Origin of the sequence: Amphritea balenae (genome assembly GCF_003858655.1) — a bacterium.
Lineage (GTDB): Bacteria > Pseudomonadota > Gammaproteobacteria > Pseudomonadales > Balneatricaceae > Amphritea > Amphritea balenae.
On record NZ_RQXV01000002.1, the window covers coordinates 133,008 to 152,637 of the forward strand.

17 protein-coding genes are annotated in these 19,630 nt (G+C 46.8%); 8 read left to right on the forward strand and 9 right to left on the reverse strand.

All coding sequences use genetic code 11. From position 1 onward, the window contains the following. Positions 1-55 precede the first annotated feature (55 nt). Complete coding sequence (csiR, locus tag EHS89_RS04930; RefSeq protein WP_124925019.1) at positions 56-742, reverse strand: DNA-binding transcriptional regulator CsiR; 687 nt, start codon at positions 740-742, stop codon at positions 56-58. Between the two features lie 280 nt (positions 743-1,022). Here csiR and glaH point away from each other — a divergent pair, with 280 nt between their 5' ends. Together glaH and lhgO are read left to right on the forward strand one after the other, a co-directional pair. Further along, positions 1,023-1,973: a glutarate dioxygenase GlaH gene (gene glaH / locus EHS89_RS04935; RefSeq protein ID WP_124925020.1), complete on the forward strand. Its 951-nt coding sequence runs from the start codon at positions 1,023-1,025 to the stop codon at positions 1,971-1,973. Between the two features lie 97 nt (positions 1,974-2,070). After that, positions 2,071-3,285 (forward strand): L-2-hydroxyglutarate oxidase, encoded by a 1,215-nt coding sequence (lhgO, locus tag EHS89_RS04940; protein ID WP_124925021.1) that lies wholly within the window; start codon positions 2,071-2,073, stop codon positions 3,283-3,285. 208 nt (positions 3,286-3,493) lie between these two features. Here the strand turns inward: lhgO and EHS89_RS04945 are convergent, their stop codons facing one another. Further along, on the reverse strand, positions 3,494-4,255 hold the full coding sequence (locus EHS89_RS04945) for a zinc ribbon domain-containing protein (RefSeq protein ID WP_124925022.1): 762 nt from the start codon (positions 4,253-4,255) through the stop codon (positions 3,494-3,496). Positions 4,256-4,536: 281 nt separating this feature from the next. Here EHS89_RS04945 and EHS89_RS04950 point away from each other — a divergent pair, with 281 nt between their 5' ends. Together EHS89_RS04950 and mepK are read left to right on the forward strand one after the other, a co-directional pair. Further along, positions 4,537-5,781, forward strand: a complete 1,245-nt coding sequence (locus EHS89_RS04950; RefSeq protein WP_124925023.1) for a L,D-transpeptidase family protein — start codon at positions 4,537-4,539, stop codon at positions 5,779-5,781. Between the two features lie 115 nt (positions 5,782-5,896). After that, positions 5,897-6,475, forward strand: a complete 579-nt coding sequence (gene mepK / locus EHS89_RS04955; RefSeq protein WP_244937334.1) for a peptidoglycan L,D-endopeptidase MepK — start codon at positions 5,897-5,899, stop codon at positions 6,473-6,475. Between the two features lie 20 nt (positions 6,476-6,495). Here mepK and purU read toward each other — a convergent pair whose 3' ends face one another. From purU to EHS89_RS04975, 4 genes are all read right to left on the reverse strand, one after another. After that, a complete protein-coding gene (purU, locus tag EHS89_RS04960) occupies positions 6,496-7,353 on the reverse strand; it encodes a formyltetrahydrofolate deformylase (RefSeq protein ID WP_124925024.1) in 858 nt (285 codons plus the stop codon). 155 nt (positions 7,354-7,508) lie between these two features. Beyond that, positions 7,509-7,829, reverse strand: a complete 321-nt coding sequence (locus EHS89_RS04965) for a hypothetical protein (protein ID WP_124925025.1) — start codon at positions 7,827-7,829, stop codon at positions 7,509-7,511. Positions 7,830-7,976: 147 nt separating this feature from the next. Further along, positions 7,977-10,691, reverse strand: a complete 2,715-nt coding sequence (locus tag EHS89_RS04970) for a cation-transporting P-type ATPase (protein ID WP_229753649.1) — start codon at positions 10,689-10,691, stop codon at positions 7,977-7,979. Between the two features lie 221 nt (positions 10,692-10,912). Further along, entirely contained in the window at positions 10,913-11,278 is a 366-nt protein-coding gene (locus EHS89_RS04975; RefSeq protein WP_124925027.1) for a SpoIIAA family protein, read from the reverse strand. Between the two features lie 156 nt (positions 11,279-11,434). On the opposite strand from EHS89_RS04975, the gene EHS89_RS04980 reads away from it, so the two are divergent. Further along, on the forward strand, positions 11,435-11,917 hold the full coding sequence (locus EHS89_RS04980) for a C40 family peptidase (protein ID WP_124925028.1): 483 nt from the start codon (positions 11,435-11,437) through the stop codon (positions 11,915-11,917). A gap of 98 nt (positions 11,918-12,015) precedes the next feature. Beyond that, positions 12,016-12,489, forward strand: a complete 474-nt coding sequence (locus EHS89_RS04985) for a DUF2947 domain-containing protein (protein ID WP_124925029.1) — start codon at positions 12,016-12,018, stop codon at positions 12,487-12,489. 13 nt (positions 12,490-12,502) lie between these two features. On the opposite strand, the gene EHS89_RS04990 is transcribed toward EHS89_RS04985, so the two are convergent. After that, positions 12,503-12,904, reverse strand: a complete 402-nt coding sequence (locus EHS89_RS04990) for a hypothetical protein (protein ID WP_124925030.1) — start codon at positions 12,902-12,904, stop codon at positions 12,503-12,505. A gap of 257 nt (positions 12,905-13,161) precedes the next feature. Here EHS89_RS04990 and EHS89_RS04995 point away from each other — a divergent pair, with 257 nt between their 5' ends. Next, on the forward strand, positions 13,162-13,998 hold the full coding sequence (locus EHS89_RS04995) for an endonuclease (RefSeq protein ID WP_124925031.1): 837 nt from the start codon (positions 13,162-13,164) through the stop codon (positions 13,996-13,998). A gap of 5 nt (positions 13,999-14,003) precedes the next feature. Here the strand turns inward: EHS89_RS04995 and EHS89_RS05000 are convergent, their stop codons facing one another. Continuing rightward, entirely contained in the window at positions 14,004-17,189 is a 3,186-nt protein-coding gene (locus EHS89_RS05000; RefSeq protein ID WP_124925032.1) for an EAL domain-containing protein, read from the reverse strand. A 330-nt stretch (positions 17,190-17,519) separates the two neighbouring features. Between EHS89_RS05000 and EHS89_RS05005 the strand changes: the two genes are divergently transcribed. Further along, positions 17,520-17,873 (forward strand): hypothetical protein, encoded by a 354-nt coding sequence (locus tag EHS89_RS05005; protein WP_124925033.1) that lies wholly within the window; start codon positions 17,520-17,522, stop codon positions 17,871-17,873. 24 nt (positions 17,874-17,897) lie between these two features. Here EHS89_RS05005 and EHS89_RS05010 read toward each other — a convergent pair whose 3' ends face one another. After that, a complete protein-coding gene (locus EHS89_RS05010; protein ID WP_124925034.1) occupies positions 17,898-19,628 on the reverse strand; it encodes a bifunctional protein-serine/threonine kinase/phosphatase in 1,731 nt (576 codons plus the stop codon). Positions 19,629-19,630: the final 2 nt, after the last annotated feature.

Consider the following 19,630-nt stretch of genomic DNA (forward strand, 5'->3'; position numbering starts at 1 on the left):
CATATTAGCAACAGGTAAATGGCGCAATTGCGTGTGGCAAGTTGCGAAACGACGTCTAGTTGCTCATCGTCTCGTCAAGCGCCCGGCTAGGGCTTAGCAGGTGCTGCTTAATCAATTTTGTTGCCCCGTCAGCGTCACGGTTCAGCAGCGCATCGATCAGGCGCATATGTTCTTGCTGATTGGCTTCGAAGAAAAGCTGATCTGCCATATTCTTTTTTAGCCATAGGTTGCGATATCGGGACGCCTTTTCATAAAGCGAGCGACGTACATGGAGTAGGGCGGGCGACTGACAGCCGGCTGCGATAGCGGTATGGAATGCCTGGTGACGACGCTCCCACTCTTGCGGATCTTTCTCGACCTGAGCGCCAAACTTTTTCAATTTATGGGCAGCGGCCATAATATTCGCTTCCCACTCATCATCGCCGCGCTCGATAGCCTGACTGATACAGAGCGCCTCGATCTCGGCCCGGGTTTGGTAGATATCCTGCATCTCTTCACGGGATATAGGGTGCACCTTAAAGCCGCGTTGGTTTTCAACGACCACCAACTGCTCAATGAGTAGTTGTGAAAGCGCTTCACGAAGCGGACTTACCCCAACCTGATAGCGTTCCTTCAAACGGGCCATTTTTAGCTTCTCACCCGGTTTGAAGTAGCCGGTGAGGATATCCTGCTTTAACTGACCTACCACTTTCAGGGCAGAATTATCCCGGCTGTCATCTGGCGCTGTATTTCTGTCTGTCATGATTTATAAGGCCTAATAGGCTGTTTTTTAAAGCATTTATTGAAGATGGTCTGGGATTTTAACACGATATTCTAAGTTGCCGACATTTAATAGTTAAGTCTGGCATTGAAATAAATATTGACGATTATCAATAATGTCGACATTATCTCATCTCGTCGATGTTGTGTTGATCCAGATCAGGGTCTGACGGCAGTTAAAAGTAAAAAAGGATTCCCGCTAGGGATGTTATCTCTACAGAGAATCCGCTGAACAAAACGAATACAGTTTTGGAGAGAAAAAAATGACAGCTCTACTGCGTGAAGTTGAAGCCACTGAACCACAAGGTTTTTCCGTTGCCCCTTTTGCCGCTAACAAGCGTCTGCAAGTTGTTACTCTGACTGCAGAGACAATTGCAGCCTTTGATCAGGCTATTGCTGAGTGGCCATTGCAGGCGCTGGAATATAAGCCATTTTTACGTTATGCCGTGGCGGACAAGTTAGATGCGCTTACCGGTTATAGCCTGGGCAAATTTCTTAATGCAACGATGCGTGATCGTGATACTGCGGCTTTCCTGCTGCAGTATGAAGGTCAGCCTGAAGTGACCGAAGGTGAGCTGCGTACAGAGTTTGAAATTAAACTATCGACCGCTATCTCTCATATTATCGGTTTGCCTAACCTTGATGCGATGTATGGAAAATACTACGCCCGCTTTACCGTACTGAATGATGACAATTCTGACAGTTACCTGCGTCAGGCTCATCGCCGGATGGAACTGCATAATGACGGTACTTACGTAAATGAGCGTACCGATTATGTGCTTATGCAGAAACTGGGTGAAGCGAACATGGAAGGCGGTGAGTCATTGCTGCTGCACATGGATGACTGGGCTGATCTGGATAAGTTCTATCGTCATCCTCTGGCGAAGCAGGATATCGTTTGGGGTGCGCCAAAGTCTAAGAATGTTGAAACTAAAGTTAAGCACCCGATCTTTTTTGAAGAAGACAAGAATGGTAAACCGCACATGCTGTTTATCGATCAGTTCGCTGAGCCACAGAATATGGCTGAGGGTATCTACCTGTATGAGATGGGTGAGTCCATTGAAGCGGATGAGAACTTTTTCCGTGTACGCCTGCCGGTGGGGTCTATGTTAGTCGTTCAGAACCATTGCTGGTTGCACGGCCGTGATAAGTTTGTATCCCATCCTGAACTAAGCCGTGAGCTGCTGCGTCAGCGTGGTCACTTTACTAAGTAATATCCTTGCTTGCTGCGATATAATACGGCGGATTGACTCGGGTCTATCCGCCGTTTTGTTATTCAGATTTTTAAGTTGTAACGGGTAAAAAAATATCATGACATACGATTATATTATTATCGGCGGCGGTATCGTCGGCATGTCTACCGGCTGGCAGTTAAAACACCGCTTTCCAGATGCATCAATTTTGTTGTTAGAGAAAGAGTCTGTTTATTCTAAGCATCAGACCGGGCATAACAGTGGTGTTATCCATGCGGGTGTTTACTACGCACCTGGCAGCCTTAAGGCTCAGTTCTGTAAGGCGGGTGTTGCGGCGACGATGAAGTTCTGCGACGAGAATAATGTACCCTACGACCAGTGCGGCAAACTGTTGGTTGCAACTAATGCATTGGAAGTAGAGCGTATGCAGGCGCTATATGAACGCTGCGAGACTAACGGTATCGATGTTGAGCTGCTTGATGCTGCACAGTTAAAAGCGCGTGAACCGAATATTGTGGGTGAAGGGGCGATTCTGGTTAAAGAGACGGCCATTGTTAACTATCAGCAAGTAACTACCAAGATGGCGGAGCGCTTTGTTGAAATGGGAGGCGATGCCCGTCTTAATCATAAAGTGGTTGGTCTCACTGAAACAGCAGATGAGGTTAAAGTGGAAGCCGTACACAACGGTGAGAATCTAAGCTTTAAGGGCAAGTTCCTGATTACCTGTTCGGGCCTTATGGCGGACCGTACCACTAAGATGCTGGGAATCGATACTGACTTCCAGATCATTCCATTCCGTGGTGAGTACTATAAACTGCCGGAAAAATACAATCAGATCGTTAATCACCTTATCTATCCAATCCCAGATCCGGATCTGCCATTTTTGGGGGTACATCTTACCCGAATGATCGACGGCTCAGTGACTGTTGGTCCGAATGCGGTGCAGGGCTGGAAGCGGGAAGGTTACGGCAAGATCAATATCAGTCCAAGAGATATCTGGGATATGGTGACCTTTTCCGGTTTCTGGAAAGTACTTAAAACCCATATTAAAACCGGTATTGTGGAAACTAAGAATTCCCTCTGGAAACCGGGTTATCTGAAACTGGTTCAGAAGTATTGTCCGCAGTTGAAAGTACAGGATCTGCAACATTATCCGGCGGGTATTCGCGCCCAGGCTGTGATGAAAGATGGCTCGTTGGTGCATGACTTCCTGTTTGCTGAAAGTTCACGTTCACTGCATGTTTGTAATGCACCTTCGCCAGCGGCTACGTCAGCTATTCCTATCGGTGAATATATTTGTGAAAAAGTGATAGAGCAGACCCGTATTTTGTAAGAGAGGTGTATTCTAAGGCCAGCGCTTAGTCAGACCAACAGTAGTACTGACTTGAGTGTGGTTTGCGGTCGCAGTAACAAAAAAGAGAGCCAGTGGCTCTCTTTTTTTATGTTGAAACTCAGGCGTTGCTCTTGTTGAAGATAAGCGTTGCTGTCGTTGAAGTTAAGCGTTGCTCTTGTTGGAAGTTAAGCGTTTCTCTTGTTGGAAGTTAAGCGTTGCTATTAGCTTCAATCGACTGCGTCAGATCCTGGATGACAGTCTGAATATCGCCAGAGCGGGTGTAAAGCTCCATTTTTGCACCGCCGACACCTGTTACTTCTAGGGCTGCTTTACGAGACATAATGCCAAGAATGATCAAAGCCGTAGTGATGATATACAAAAATGGTTCTTGCAACATGAAGCCTGTGGCAAAGCCTGAAGCACCCAGTACATAGAGCCAGTAATGTCCATTAGATGATGATTTGCTGAATTCTGCAATGCGCTCAGGATTGATGGTAAAGTTCATATCGATGAACATGTTCTTACCCTGATATACCACTAAATCATCCTGCTTTATGGAGTCATGATAGCGTTGGCTAACCTTCTCCATATCCTCCTCTATCTCAGTAATATTACCGGTACTGGCGATTAGTCCTTTATCATTATAGATAAAACCGAGAATAAACAAACCGGCGACGGTTATACCGACAGCGATCGGCCAGTCAAAGCTAAGCCAGCCAAAAATGATAGCAAATGCAACAGGAAGTCCGATAACTACCCAGACCCAGTTACGGGTTTTGGTACTCGACATTGCGGCGATTTCAGCCAATACAAAATTTGATCCGCCGGCTTTAAACAGTTCTTTCTTTTCCTGTTTAGGTTTTGCTACTGGGGCAGATGCAAGGGGTTGTTGTGGGTGTCCGCAGGTCGGACAGGATATTGCAGCATCAGATATCTGATTACTGCCCTCAGAGCAGGATATTAGAGCCATTTTTCTTCCTTAAAATCTTACTAATCCAGAAAACTACAGGGCAGCTTACGTGCGACAGAGTATCAATTTGTGCACTGCGGAACAATGTCTTAAGAAAACTTAATGTATGTAGATCAAAGTGTATAAATGAGGGGAGCTAGGATTAGAATTTACACGGCGACTAATTAATCCTGCCGGGCTGGAGTTAAGTCTATAACCTTTAGATCTTTGCTTTTTCGATTATGTCGGTCTGTACTGATGTGTACCGGGTATAGAATGGAATCTTCCCCTTTGAGGTGGCTATGTTGTACAGATGTTTATTGATACTCTGGCTGTACTGTTCGGTGAATGTGCAGGCATGGGCGGTGGAGCACCCTGTTATTTTTAAGAGTCTGGTTGAACAGAGTCAACCGGATAAGGCTGGGCCGGGACAAGCCTTTTACACTCTTGAGCAGGCAATTGACTATTATCAGCAATTGAACTGGCAACATCGCTGGCCTCAGTTAGCGGAAGGGCCGTTGTTACGTGAAGGGGATCGCAACCCTCAAATAGCAACGCTACGCCAGCAGCTATTTCTGTTGGGGGATTATCCCCGGCTCACAACACTGACACGGGACTCCCAACGGTTTGATCAGACGCTGACCCTGGCGTTAAAACGGTTCCAACAACGTCACGGAGCTAAGGTTGATGGCATTCTCGGTCCAGACAGTCGCTCGATGCTCAATGTTCCGCCTATTCAGCGAATTAATCAGTTAATTGTTAATCAATATCGGATAAAAGCTTTTTCTGAAACTGCAGGGCAGCGCTACCTGCAGGTCAATATTCCAGAGTTTCGGCTCCGGTTTATTAACGGTGGTGAAGTCCTGTTACAGATGAAAACAATCGTTGGACGAAAAAAGCGTAAAACACCGGTATTCACTACTGAGATTCAGGCATTGATTCTTAACCCCTCATGGACAGTACCAAAGAGTATTGCCTGGAAGGACATTATTCCGGTATGGATGCAAAAACCTAACTATCCCGAGCGACTTAATTTGCAAGTAGCAAGGGGCTGGGGTGAGCAACGGGAGCTGCTAAATAGCAGTGAAATTGATCCAGAGTCGATGTATCTGGGGCGAAATTATACTTACTTCTGGGAAGCCCCCGGGCCGGATAATACATTAGGCCGGTTAAAGTTTATGTCCCGCAGTCGTTATGCTATTTATCTTCATGATACCTCGGCTCCCGGCTTGTTTAATGAGCCGCATCGGGCATTCAGTTCAGGCTGTATTCGCGTTGAAAAAGCCCAGTTACTGGCTGAACGTTTACTGGAAGTCGATAGTCCGCAGCAATCCGGTTTACTAACTGAAATGTTGGCAACAACTGAAACCGGTGAGATCCACCTGAGACAGCCTGTCGCTGTTCATATGACATACTGGACTGCCTGGATAGATCAGTCCGGGGTATTAAATTTCCGTAACGACATCTATAAACGGGATAGCTGGGAGTTAACTCAGTTAACCGGCAGTGCTCAAAACGAGGCCATGGTGCCACAAGCAGTTGATTAAATTCTGTACAGCGAGGGTGAGTTAATGGATAATCACTGGCTGAAATTTGATCAACTTACTACGTTCTCTGATAATGACAAATACGAAACATTCGCGCAGGCAGTTTCTGCGCAAGATGGGACTGCTTTCCGCCGGTGCAGCCCTTTCTTCACCAGCGGTTGCTGCAACTGTAACTTCCTCTGCCAGCCCGTCTCTTGCTTCACCGGTTGCTCTTGCATCGACTCATAAGTCGTTAGCTATCGACTCAGATATGACGTTAGCATTCAATAACCTGCATACAGGCGAGTCCCTGAAAACAACTTTCTTTGCTGAAGGACAGTTTATCGATGAAGGAATACAGGCGATCAGCTATCTGCTGCGGGATCATCGGAATAATCAGGTAGGCTTGATGAACCCCGAGCTGATGGTGATGTTGCATGATTTGCAGCAAACACTGGGGGCAACCAAGCCTTTTGAGGTGATTTCAGGTTACCGCTCTGCCGAAACTAATGCGTTGTTAAGTCAACGTAGTAACAAGGTGGCTAAGAAAAGCTTACATATGCAGGGTAAGGCGATTGATATCCGAATTCCCGGTATACAGTTAACGAATGTGCATACGGCTGCGCGGCAGATGAATCAGGGGGGAGTCGGGCTTTATACCCGCAGCAACTTTGTTCATCTGGATACGGGGCGGCCCAGGTTCTGGGGTAGCTAAGCCGCCGGTCTGTGTTTGCCCTATTGGGCAAACACGACAGTCCTGTTTCCGTTCAGGAAAACCCTTTGTTCTACATGCTGTCGTACGGCCCGGGTCAGGGTTACACGCTCAATATCTCGTCCTTTGGCGACCAGATCGTCCGGATAGTAGGCATGGTCTACTGAATCAATTCCCTGAGCAATAATTGGCCCTTCGTCCAGGTCATCGTTGATATAGTGGGCTGTTGCTCCGACCGTTTTCACACCTTTTTCATAGGCCTGATGATAAGGTTTGGCACCTTTGAATCCTGGCAGCAGTGAGTGATGTATATTGATCGCCCAGCCTTCGAGCTTCTGACACATTTCTGCTGATAGCACCTGCATGTAGCGCGCCAGTACAACCAGTTCTGCGTTACTCTCTTGGATTATCTGCCAGATCTGAGCTTCCTGTTGGGGCTTGGTATCAGCAGTGATTGGCAGGTGATGAAAAGGGATATCATACCAACCTGCCAGCTCTTTAAGGTCTGGATGATTTGAAATAATAGCCGGAATCTCGATATTCAGGGATCCCATCTTATATTGATAGAGCAGGTCATTGAGACAGTGGTCAAACTTCGAAACCAGCATAATAACTCTGGGTTTGTAGTCTGCCGGACGTAATTCCCAGCTCATTTCAAACTCACTGGCCCGTTCACTGAACTGCTGTCGGAAATCATCTTCTTTGAGGGCTGACTCTGCGTTGAAACAGGCACGGATAAAGAAGCGATTACTGTGACTATCGTCGAACGAGTGAAGTTCTGTTACATAGAGTTGATGCTGGCGTAGTAAGCCGGTTACCGCATCAATAGTACCAAGGCGACTGGGACATTGGGCGGTAAGTATCCAGTGCTGATCTGACATAGTTAAGCTCCTGCACGGAAACCTGAGATTGGTTCCCATAAAAGTATCTAAGATAAAAATTATCTAAGCTAAATTATAGCCAGGATGTGCAGGTCCTAACGTACTAACTGATTCTAAACAAAAAACGCGCCTGATGGCGCGTTTTTTAATATTTATTATTCAAACACTATTCGCAGTGGTTCGCCAAAGTCATCATAGATAACTTTTTTACGGTTACTGCTTTGTTTGATGCTGGTTGATACTGCAGGTTTTTGCCGGGACGGTTTACGCGAATCAATCTGCGCCAGAACATTGTTGAGCGGGGTACGCTCCTGACGTTGTGGATTGAGTATAAAACCGGCGTTGCGGTATGAGCCGTTGACCAGACCAGTCGCGCCATTATCAACTTCATCGACATGACCGCCCTGTTGCAGGAAGGCCTGAGTCTGTTGCATTAACTGCTCACGCAGTTCAGCTTTGGTTGGGCGTTTGATCATTTCTGGCACCAGGATTGTGTAAATAACAGCCAATTATGCACTATTGAGGGATCGATTGGCAAAAAAGATCCCCCATTTTGTTGATGTAGCTATCTTTAATAGCTGCTTTCTGTTGATTTATGTCTGTTATTTCATCCGCTTAGAGGTTTATTCGGCTGCTTTAGGTTTATGTATAAGTTTTTTCTCAAGCTCAACCGCCAGAAACATGATGATCCCCACCACTATGATGCGGCCCCAGGCTGCCAGATCAATCGCTGTGGTATGAAAGAACAGCTGCATTATCGGTAAATAAGTGAATAACAGCTGGAATACCAATACCAGGGCAATGGCGTAGAGCGCGTAACGATTGCCTAAAAGACCGTTTTTATTGAGTACAGAGTCTGTCAGGAATCGGGAGTTGAGGAGATAAAATACCTCCATTACTACCAGCGTATTTACGGCAACGGTACGGGCTGTTTCAATGGTTACGCCGGTGCTTATCTCCCACAGGAATAAGCCAAATGTGCCTGTGACCATCAACAGCGATACAAATACAATTCGCCAGATCATAAAGGGGGAAAGGATCGGCTGACGTGTATTGCGGGGGTGACGTAACATGACATTAGGCTCAGTCGGCTCAAAAGTAAGTGACAATGCCAGTGTGACGGCTGTGATCATATTGACCCAGAGAATCTGTGCGGGCGTTACCGGTAACATAGTACCCAGAGCGATCGCCGCTAATACGGTGAGTGCCTCGCCGCCGTTAGTCGGCAGGATAAACAAAATAGATTTACGGATATTATCAAATACGGTGCGGCCTTCTTCTACCGCATGGGCGATAGAGGCGAAGTTATCATCGGCCAGTACCATCTCTGAGGCTTCTTTAGCGGCCTCAGTGCCTTTGACGCCCATGGCAGTGCCCACATCTGCCCGTTTCAGGGAGGGGGCGTCGTTGACGCCGTCACCGGTCATTGCAACTACATGCTGTTGTGCCTGCAGTGCTTCGACTATTCGTAGTTTATGCTCCGGGCTGGCTCGGGCAAATACATCGGTATTTTCTACCGCATCCTGAAGCTGGCTATCGGTGAGTTGCTCCAGTTCGTTGCCGGTAAGGGAGCGGGGAGATTCCGTTATACCCATCTGTCTAGCGATAGCACTGGCGGTGGCGACATGGTCTCCGGTAATCATTTTGACTTTTATACCGGCCCGATGACATTCGGTGACTGCCCGTATAGCTTCATCGCGGGGAGGATCGATGATACCGACCACGCCTAAGAGAATAAGCCCGGCTTTTACATCATCAAAATGCAGGCTTCGGTGTTCTTCAGGCAGCGACAACATTGCCAGTGCCAGGGTGCGTTTTCCCTGACTGGCGATCAGTTCCTGCTGTTCTACCCAATAGCTGCTATCAATGGCTTGTGAGTCACCTTCAGCCATCTGCCATTGGCAACGAGGCAGAATCGCTTCGATCGCCCCTTTGATATAGACCACACCGTTACCGTTATGGTCATGGTGGAGGGTCGCCATAAAGCGATGCTCAGATTCAAACGGGATCAAATCATCACGGGGCATGGCCAGGTGAAGCTCGTTCAGGTCGATGCCTGATTTCGCACCCAGTACCAGTAAGGCGCCTTCTGTAGGATCACCCTCAATTACCCAGTCTTCATCTTTCTGATTTAACTGTGCTTCATTGCAGAGTACTGCGGCACGGCAAAGTTGCTGGATTTCGGGCAGGCTATGAAGATCCAGGTCTTCCTTATTACAGCTAAAAGTACCATGCGGGTCATAGCCAACTCCGCTGATCTCAGCGGAACATTGAGTAGAAATCAGGCTGGTTACTGTCATTTCGTTACGGGTCAGAGTGCCGGTTTTATCTGAACAGATAACAGAAACAGAACCCAGAGTTTCTACCGCAGGCAATTTGCGAATAATTGCGCGCCGGTTTGCCATACGTTGAACCCCGATTGCCAGTGCAATGGTGATAACGGCGGGCAGACCTTCAGGTATGGCAGCAACAGCCAGGCCTACAGCGGCAAGAAACATATCGCCTAAAGCATAGTCACGTACCCAATAACCAAACATCATGGTAGCGACCGCGACCAATAAAATAGCGCCGGTCAGCCAGCGGGCAAAGCTGTCTAATTGTCGGGTCAGAGGGGTGGTCAGCGAAGTGACTTCTGCTAATAAAGTGCTGATACGGCCTATTTCAGTCTCTGCGCCTGTGGCGATAACGGTACCGGTGCCCTGACCAGAAGTGACCAGGGTGCCGGAAAACGCCAGATTGGTTCGGTCTCCCAGTGCGGCATCAGCCGTTACTGGTTGGCCCTGTTTCAGTACGGGTACAGATTCACCGGTTAATAACGCTTCCTCGATATTCAGCTCTTTGAGTTTATGCAGGTGCAGATCCGCAGGTACCCGGTCACCTGATTGAATGAATACCTGATCGCCGGGTACCAGTTGTTCAGCTGGTATCTGCTGACGGTGTCCATTACGTATGACAACCGCCTGTTGAGAGAGCATATTACGCACGGCATCAATTGCCTTTTCGGCCTTACCCTCCTGTACAAAGCCTACCAGTGCGTTAATCAGTACCACGGCTACGATAACACCGGAATCGACGCTGTGGCCTAGCAGTGCAGTCACTATTGCTGCAACAATCAAGACATAGATCAGGACATTATGAAACTGCGACAGCAGACGCATTAGGGGGCTGCGGCGAGGAGGCGCTGGGAGGCGGTTTGCACCAAATTTAGCGTGGCGGGCATCAACCTGGTCTGCGGTTAACCCCTGAACTGATGTGCTTAATGTTGCAGCGATCTGTTCAGCTGTTTGTGTATGCCAATCTGGTAGTGGGGGCTGTTTCAAAGTTGCACGGGTATTCATGGTTTGCATCCCTGTACGGTGGAAAACATTAGGAAACCTGCGAATGAATCCGGAGTTTTCTCAATGAGCCTAAGGCGTTTAGGGCTTGATTGAAGGCTCCTTGGGTAAGAATAGCTAAAAATGAGGGGAAAACGTGTTGCACAGATCAATAGATATATCAGATCAGTGATTACCGGTGTAATCACTGATCGGGGTCAAACACTTAGTTTCAATTGTTATGCTCAGGCACCGTCTATCCAGTGAAGGGCTTGTAAAAACTGGCTTTCTGTAAAATGCTTAGCTTCACCGCTGATAAAGACAGCCCCCAGTTTTACTGCCCAGTCGAGCCAGGTGTTGCCACCGACAACCGCTAACCGGATAAAGTCAGTACCATGTTGAATGCCCAGTTTGGTATCTTCCCAGATAGCTCCGGCTTCCCATCCGGTAAAACCCTGATCCAGATAGATCAGGCAGCGGACCCCACCATGTGTCGCTGTTTTCTGTTCCAGTAGGGGGAGTAAAATGTCCTGATAATCAGTGCTGGTTAGCTGATCGGTTGCTTGTACCACAATAATATCGCCAGCTGTTTCCGGCAGAACATAGAGCATTGTTGTTTCCTTTAAATACAGCGTTAAGGGCTGTAGTTTAACTATCAGGCTGTCACAGTCAAAAAAACTGATGTGCAGCCGATAATTTGGAATAGCGTTGCAGAAATACCCGTTAAGGAAAGTCTGTTTAAAGAAAGCTCTGTTATGAAGGTCTCTATGCTTAGATTGTCAGTTGTCTTACTTGCTTTGTTTATTGCTGGTTGTGGTAGTACGCCTACTCATCAATCTCAGTCCTATGAATATCAGGGAGAAATCAGTGCAGCTGAAAGAAACAGAAGAAACGCTCTGCTGACCCATTATAAACAGTGGCAGGGTACCCCCTATCGTCTTGGGGGTAACGGAAGAGATGGTGTGGATTGTTCAGCCTTTACTCAACTTACATTTAATCAGCGCTTTGCTTTTCAGCTTCCCCGTACGACAGAAGCACAGGCGTTACAGGGCGAACAGGTTAGCCGAACCTCATTGGTTGTTGGTGATCTGCTGTTTTATAAAACCCGCGCAAAAGTACGTCATGTTGGTATGTATGTGGGTGAGGGGCAGTTCATGCATGCCTCGACCAGTAGGGGAGTTATGTTGTCCGATATGTCTAACCCATACTGGAAGGCAAGGTTCTGGCAGGCCCGCCGCGTTATAAAATAATCAGAACAGTCTGGGTTTGAGTCGGGTTGATTGTTGACTGTACGGTTTCTGGTATAGTGTGGCCGCTATCAGATTAATGCGGACAAAGCAGAGTAAAGATGAATTATCTGTCGATTGAACAATACCCTAAAGCCTGGATCTTTCGTCATAAAGATATGCCGGTTAGTGAAGAGGATCTGGCCCAGATTAAACCTCTGACTGATGCTCGTGCTGAGCAGGTTTGGTCACAGCAGATCAGTAAGGAATGCAATCATCCTGAGAATTTTGGTCCTGCGGACTGGGCCAATAAAAATCAGACCTGGCTGGAAACAGATAACTGGCAGAGTCTTTGGGAGTCCGATGATCCTGCAATACCAGAGCTACTGGCTCAACATCTGCAGTGGGAGGATGAAACGGTTGTATGGTTCTGTTATTCCAGTGAGCATGTTATCGAAACCAGCTGGGATGTGTTTCGTCGTAACTGGAAAAACTTTCTGTTTTTTGATGATGGGCCGCTATTGATCGGTAAAAAACGTAAACAGGTTGCACAGTTTCATCAAACCGGTAATTTCCGCATCGGTAACCGTAAATAGTCGAGTGGATGGGTCATTTAAAAGGAATTTTGAGGGTGAAAGTTACATCGCCATCTGTATTGGTTTCTATTTCGGTCTGAATATCCCCCTGTAAGTGTTGGGTTTCGAATATAAAACCCTGACGGCGTAGGAAAATGATCGAATCTTGTGTGAGTTGCTTTTGCGTATGTTCTCTTAGTTGTTGATCGATCAGTTTTATCCGATCTTCATTTCCTTCTAGAAAACCCTTTTGCTCTGGGGTGGCGCTGTTTCCTTCGATATCAGTATATAAGTAGGGCAGGTCATAGGGGAGAGCGTCTGCATAACTCTGAGGTGAGATTAAAATTGGCAGTAATAAAGTGCACATACTCCACGAGAAGTAGCTGAAGACTCTGTTGTGTGCGATCTTTGATCGACAAATCAATAAAATGGCCATGTGCGCCCCACGAAACGGAAAAAATTCCATCCCTGAAATAAAGGTTAGATCATAAAAATAGATAGGATGTTGAATTAAATTCAGTTTTTAAGTTCGTAAGCGCTTTTGCTATAAAGGTGGAACGGCTTATTTCTTGGAATTAATTTATTGATTTATAAGATTTTTTGTTTGTAGTTGTATATCAGATTGGCAAGTTAGGAACTGCCATTGTTTCCACGGATTAGGAGATGACATATGTGAAGGTTTAGGACTCTTTTATGCTTCGTTCATTTGTATTATTGCTCTTGTCTGTCTCTGTTGCACTGCCGCTCTGGGCAGCCCCTCCTTCCTCCTTTAGTAAATCAAAACGCATTTTGGCAGAGCTGTATCAGCCGAATCAGGTTAGTTTTTATTGCGGCTGTGAGTATCAGGCTCAGGGTAAGAAACTGGTGCCACAGTGGCAAGACTGCGGTTATTCACCCCGTAAGAATGCGAATAGAGCGGCCCGTATTGAATGGGAGCATGTTGTACCCGCCTGGGCATTTGGTCATCAGCGGCAATGTTGGCAAGAGGGAGGGCGTAAGGCCTGCCATAAAGATAAGGTGTTTCGTAGTATGGAAGCCGATCTGCATAATCTGGTGCCGGCTATCGGCGAAGTGAATGGGGATCGCTCAAACTATAGTTTTGCACAGCTGGAAGGTGAGCCCCGGGTTTATGGTCGCTGTGATATGGAGGTTAATTTTAAAGCTCGAAAAGTAGAGCCGCCGGCTGCACGTCGGGGAGATATTGCCCGTACTTATTTCTATATGCGTGACCAGTATGGTCTCAATATAAGCAATAAGCAGGTTCAGCTGTTTAATGCCTGGCATAAGCAGGATCCGGTTGATAGTTGGGAGCTGGAGCGAAACCGATTAATTGAGGCTGTGCAGGGTAATGCAAACCCTTATGTGGTTGAAATGGAGCTAATCTCCACCTCTGTCCCTGCGCAAACTAACCCGGTAGCAGACACTGTATCTGGGACACCTGCCCAGGGGCAAACCCGGGAAGAGGAGCAACAGTCTTCACTGGCGAAGCAGCTGGCGCAACAGATTTTGCGTAAACTGGGTAATTTGTAACGTCCCTAGTGTTCGGATTCACAGAGTTTATCCCGTGTCTGAAAATCCTGGTGCCATTGGTCAAACCCGTCGGCAGTCAGTGCTTTAGCGTAGAAAAAACCCTGGCCATAGTCACAGGCGGCATTGCGTAATAGTTGGTGTTGTTGCTCTGTTTCTATCCCTTCAGCGATAACTTTTAGTCCCAACGTATGGGCCATGACTATGATCGCATTACAGAGCACCAGATCATTTGAATCCGGCTGTAGGTTTTGTACAAAGCTACGGTCGATCTTCAGATAGTCGATATCCAGCTGGTTCAGATAGGCCAGTGATGAATAGCCGGTACCAAAGTCATCCAGAGCAACCTGGATATTAGCATCCCGTAGTTTAAGCAGTTGTTGCTTAGTTTCTGCCCTGGTCTCCATTAGGAGGTGTTCGGTAATTTCGATATTAATAGCTGAGCCGCAAATTCCGGCGGAATTGATCAGGTGAATCCAACGCTCCGGTGTATAGCTATGGGCACTGCTTGTGTCAAAGTGCGCAGGGGAGGTGTTTACGGATATCTGGAAGTCCGGCGAGAGAGTATTACGCCAGGCTTTTACCTGCTGTAGTGCTTCAGTAAACACCCATTCTCCAATTTCGAGAACCAATCCACTCTCTTCAGCTTCTGGAATGAACTGGTCGGGGTAAACCAGACCCCGCTGAGGATGATTCCAGCGGATCAGTGCTTCTGCCCGACAAACCGCCATCGATTGTAAATCCACTATTGGCTGATATCTCAGTTCAAATTCTTTATTAGAAATCGCTTCCCGTAACTGTTTAACAAGGTTGACCCGCGTAACCGCCTGTTCCTGCATTTGCCGGGTAAAATAATGCATGGTATTGCGGCCAGAGTCTTTAGCGTCGTACATCGCCTGATCGGCATTCTGAATTAACTGATCGGCATTATCAGCATCCTGAGGATAGAGTGTTGCCCCGATGCTGGCTGAGATGAACAGTTGCTGGTGGTTTATCTCAAAAGGTTGCTTCAGTACATTGAGTATTTTCTCAGCGACTAATTCGATCTGAGAGTTGCTTTCTATCTGAGGCAGAATCAGGGTGAATTCATCACCTCCTAACCGTGCAATGGTATCGCTGCTGCGTACCAGCTCAGAGAAGCGTTTAGCCACTTCAATCAGCAGTTTATCGCCAATATTATGCCCCAGAGTATCGTTAACCTCTTTGAACCTGTCCAGATCGAGAAAGAGCAGGGCAAGGGAGGTTTCCGAGCGGGCAGCCAGGCGAATTTCCTGAGTCAGTCGATCCATGAACATGCGTCGGTTTGGCAGGCCTGTTAATGGGTCAAAGTTGGCTTGCTTCCATATGAGCTCTTCAGATCGTTTCTTCTCGGTGATATCGGAAAAAACCGCAACACGTTGATAGACCGAGTGATCATCATTTAGCAGAGTATTAATATTGAGCCAGGCGACATAGACCTCGCCATTCTTTCGGCGATTCCATATTTCACCCTGCCACTGACCCGTTTGATTCAGGCTGTCCCAGAGTTCGTTATAAAATATTTCATTATGTACTTCAGAGCGTAGTAAAGAGGGAGTGTTGCCAATGGCATCGTCTTGGCTATACCCGGTAATTTGAGAGAAGGCACTGTTGACCTTGACGATTTTACTTTCGCTATCAACGATCATGATAGCGTCATTTGTTTCAAAGGCGGCTGCGGCCAGTCGCAATTGCTCTGTCTGTTTCTGCTTGTCGATATTGACATGAGTACCAGCGATACTTAATGGCCGGTTTTCTCTGTTAAAGGTTATGGGCTTACCGCGGCTCTGAACCCATAACCAGTTGCCTTGTTTTGTCAGCAGTCGGAACTCTATCTCAGAACTGGTGTTATTGAGCATTTGAGGCATAAAACTAATAAAGAAGTCGACCTGATCATCCGGGTGCAGGAGTTTACGAAACCCTTCCCTATTCAGTTCAAATTCTTTGTCTTCATAGCCAAGCATCTGATAACACTGGCTATTCCAACTAATTCTGTCAGTACCTAAATTCCAGCTCCAGATACCGGTACCCGTGGCCTCCATGGTCAGGCGGTAGCGCTGTTCTGACTCTTCTAACGCTTGTTCGTAGCGTTGCCTCGAGGTGTGTAGCTGATTAAAGGCCTGAATAAGCTGACCTACTTCGTCTTGCTGACTTACTTTAAGTAAACGATCAGATTGCTTGCCTTGTGCCATGGCCATGATCGTTTCCGATGCATCTCTGAGCGGTGTTAATTGCTGTTTTAACAGATAGGCTATCAGACCTGCCATCAACAGAATGCAGAGAATCGTAATGAATGTGATGGTCAGGATCAGATCATTAGCTGTCTGCATGGCCAGCTTAAGTGGATAGGTCCTGATAACGATCCACCCCATTTGCTCTATCCGGTCTGAGGTGTAGATTATCTGATCTCCCTCTCTGTCACGGCTTATGCCTGAGGGCTTGCCCGCCAAAACCTCTTTAATGCACTGACAAACCTTCGCTTTATTGTATTTTTGCAGGGCTGCACTCTGTTTAGATTCGGTAACAAATATTTCCAGATTTGGGTCGATAATCAACATCTGACCTTCATCTCTGAAGGCTTGCTGAGAGATCTCTTTTAACAGGTTGTCTTTAGCCAGAACGTTAACGCCAAAAATGTAGCCCAACAGGTCGCCTGAGCGGGATAAAATCGGTGTATTGATAGCAAACAGTGGAGTGTTAAGTCCTTTACCGATTAATGGTCGGGTAATGACCGTTTGCCTGGTTTTATTAACCGCCTTCATATGAGGCCGATTGGCAAAACTGATGCCGGTCCGGTTAGGAACAATCGGGTAATCAACGATTGAGATGCCCTGGCGGTTAAGTACAACTAAGCCTCCGTTGAACATTGAGTGAAGGTAGCTTTCGTTGTTAAGCGCCGTTTGAATGCTGGCGTTACTGATGAGTCCCTGTTTATTTTTTAGAGTGAGTGCGAATTGTTCAAGGTATTTAACCCGTTTGTTCAGCGCAGAATCCATCTGCTCAACCACCATATTGATCATTGATTGCTGCTGATTAACCAATAACTTAGCTGACTCATTACGTAGATAACTAATAATCAACACAGTAAGAGTGACAGCAATCAGCAGAAACCCGGATAGCGTCAGAATCAGAACACGGTTGCGAAGAGAGGTTGGAGAAAAGCGTATAAAACTCATTATTGCGGATCCCTGTGTTTGACGGGGAGATCAGTCCGGTCAGCCACAAAAGGTAGATCGTAAATCAGACAATCCTGTAACTCTTTGTATCATAGCCCAGATAAAATTGGGTGAGGAAAAACATGGTCATCAAAATGGTTAATGTTATTTCTTACTATTTTTATCGTTTTTTATTGATTTTACGGGTTTTTAGCGTTTTTTATAGACTTTAGTTCTTTCTTGTTTGTCCGGCGATACCGTTCTTGTAGCACGTGCTGTTAAGTTTTAATTGTTAAGTGCCGATACCTGTACTGCTTACCCTTATCAAGGTGAGGGGAGAAGAGAGGGGATATGGGTTTAAAAGTTGTGTTTATTTTAGTTCTGATGACCGGTGTAGTACGGGCAGATACTGAAGAAGATTTTCTGTTAGTTGGGCAGGGGGCTTACAGTTGTTATCACTATCTGTATGACCTGGAACAGTCAAAAAGGCATGTTCAGTTTGACCGTGTCAGAGACTATCATCACTGGGCATCGGGCTATATCAGTGCGGTGAGTATGATGACACCTCGTGGAGAAGAGATGCTTCGTAAACACCGAAATGATGATGCCTATCGTTATATCAGGCATTATTGCAGGAATAATGAGGATGCTACTTTTGTTAATGCGGTTGCCCGCTATGTGATTGATCTGGGAGGCCGGCTATAACGGCAAAGCGCATATTCAGGTTTCTTAATCACCATTTAAAAACAGAACAACCAGCGCAATAGTCGATACAAACCAGACTAAAAACAGAATTTGCCAAAAGATCATTGAGCTTTTAGTGCTGATCTTCTCTTCCCTGGGGATCAGAAATTCCGGATTAGGGTGGGTCAGATCCTGCATAAAATCCTGTAGTGCGTTGTAACGCTTTTCAGTATTTATCTCTAAGCCCTTTTCCAGTGCCCGGTCGAACCATTCAGGTAGTATCTCGTTATATCGATCAGCCGGAACATAAGAGAGGCGTCGTAACTGTTGCTGTTTTTCACACTTTTCCAGGGCCACGCCATAAGGTAGGTGCTTGGTAAACATCTCATAGGTAATGGCTGCCAAAGAGAAAATGTCGCCCTGAATACCGGTATTGGCGCCGAGCCGGAATACCGGATCCGAGTAGTTGACAGTGCCAAGAATACGGTCACGTTGCAGAGGTACAAAAATCTCATTTACACCGGCAACAAATACCGAGCCAAAATCAACAATTTTGACTTTCAGGTCTTCTGTAATCATGACGTTGCTGGGTTTAAGATCCTGATGCAGCGTTTCTTTCTGGTGAAAAGCTTCAAGGCCGAGCGCGATCTGCTTTATCACTCCAATGGCCTCAGCAGGACTAGGAGCTAAGCTTTCTTCGATCCAGTCTTCCAGCGTCGTCCCTTCGACTTTTTCCATTAAGTAATAGAGGAAGTTTTTAGGTCGGTTCGGAGTAATAACTTCGACTACATAAGGGCTCTTAATGCGACTTCCTACCCACTCTTCCATGATAAAGCGCTCTATATATGCGGGATCATCATCAAAGTTTTGAGAAGGGGTTTTCATGACCAGTTCCTGGCCCGATGCCATGTCCGATACCAGATAAAGCTGGCTGCGGGTGCTGGCATAGAGTTCACGTTCAACCTTATAGCCATCAATCTTCATTCCCTTTGATAATTCAGGGGGAAAGGGTAACTGGGTAAGCTTGTCGGTTAGCTCATTAAGGCTTTCATTGGGCAGTGAATCAATACGTACTAACTGACAGCTGAGGTTATCAGGACTGCCGGTGGCGTGTGCTGCCTCAGTCAGATCGATGCACGCCTGATGCAGGTCCGGGGCCTGGTTAATAATCTCAACCTTGCGTTCCGGTGACAGGTAGTCATGCACGCCGTCGGTACTGAGTAGGAAAACATCGCCGGGTTCAATGGCTACTTTTCGGTAGTCGATTTCTAACCGGGTATCCATCCCCATGGCACGGCTAAGGCAGCTGTTGCTCTCACTGAGGGGAGTTATATGGTCGATAGTCAGTAACTCAAGCTCACCCGCTCTCAGACGATATATGCGGCTATCACCGATATGAAACAGGTGTGCGGTGTGGGATTTGATTATGATGATGCTAAGCGTACAGATGTAGCCGCGTTCAGCTGAGAGGAATTCGTGACTCTTGCCGTACAGGTTGCGGTTAATCGCGGTGAGTACCCGCTGGGCAGATTTTTTAACCGTCCAGATATCGGGAGTATCGAAATAATCGTTTATAAATTCCCGCACACAAAGTTCGGCGGCTTCACCACCGGCTTCGGCGGTACTGACACCGTCGGCTATCAGGCTAACGGCGCCCTTTGTGGTTAGCAGGTTACCAAGCGGCATAAAAAAGCTGAGACAGTCTTCATTGCGCTGTTTGCGCCCTGTTTCACTGTACTGACCGGTTGTCAGCCTTACTTCACCGTTGATATGCATGC

Excerpts from the sequence above, each read along its gene's own strand:
- csiR (WP_124925019.1), bottom strand. The coding sequence starts at position 742 with ATGACAGACAGAAATACAGCGCCAGATGACAGCCGGGATAATTCTGCC.
- glaH (WP_124925020.1), top strand. The coding sequence starts at position 1,023 with ATGACAGCTCTACTGCGTGAAGTTGAAGCCACTGAACCACAAGGTTTT.
- lhgO (WP_124925021.1), top strand. The coding sequence starts at position 2,071 with ATGACATACGATTATATTATTATCGGCGGCGGTATCGTCGGCATGTCT.
- EHS89_RS04945 (WP_124925022.1), bottom strand. The coding sequence starts at position 4,255 with ATGGCTCTAATATCCTGCTCTGAGGGCAGTAATCAGATATCTGATGCT.
- EHS89_RS04950 (WP_124925023.1), top strand. The coding sequence starts at position 4,537 with ATGTTGTACAGATGTTTATTGATACTCTGGCTGTACTGTTCGGTGAAT.
- mepK (WP_244937334.1), top strand. The coding sequence starts at position 5,897 with ATGGGACTGCTTTCCGCCGGTGCAGCCCTTTCTTCACCAGCGGTTGCT.
- purU (WP_124925024.1), bottom strand. The coding sequence starts at position 7,353 with ATGTCAGATCAGCACTGGATACTTACCGCCCAATGTCCCAGTCGCCTT.
- EHS89_RS04965 (WP_124925025.1), bottom strand. The coding sequence starts at position 7,829 with ATGATCAAACGCCCAACCAAAGCTGAACTGCGTGAGCAGTTAATGCAA.
- EHS89_RS04970 (WP_229753649.1), bottom strand. The coding sequence starts at position 10,691 with ATGAATACCCGTGCAACTTTGAAACAGCCCCCACTACCAGATTGGCAT.
- EHS89_RS04975 (WP_124925027.1), bottom strand. The coding sequence starts at position 11,278 with ATGCTCTATGTTCTGCCGGAAACAGCTGGCGATATTATTGTGGTACAA.
- EHS89_RS04980 (WP_124925028.1), top strand. The coding sequence starts at position 11,435 with ATGCTTAGATTGTCAGTTGTCTTACTTGCTTTGTTTATTGCTGGTTGT.
- EHS89_RS04985 (WP_124925029.1), top strand. The coding sequence starts at position 12,016 with ATGAATTATCTGTCGATTGAACAATACCCTAAAGCCTGGATCTTTCGT.
- EHS89_RS04990 (WP_124925030.1), bottom strand. The coding sequence starts at position 12,904 with ATGGCCATTTTATTGATTTGTCGATCAAAGATCGCACACAACAGAGTC.
- EHS89_RS04995 (WP_124925031.1), top strand. The coding sequence starts at position 13,162 with ATGCTTCGTTCATTTGTATTATTGCTCTTGTCTGTCTCTGTTGCACTG.
- EHS89_RS05000 (WP_124925032.1), bottom strand. The coding sequence starts at position 17,189 with ATGAGTTTTATACGCTTTTCTCCAACCTCTCTTCGCAACCGTGTTCTG.
- EHS89_RS05005 (WP_124925033.1), top strand. The coding sequence starts at position 17,520 with ATGGGTTTAAAAGTTGTGTTTATTTTAGTTCTGATGACCGGTGTAGTA.
- EHS89_RS05010 (WP_124925034.1), bottom strand. The coding sequence starts at position 19,628 with ATGCATATCAACGGTGAAGTAAGGCTGACAACCGGTCAGTACAGTGAA.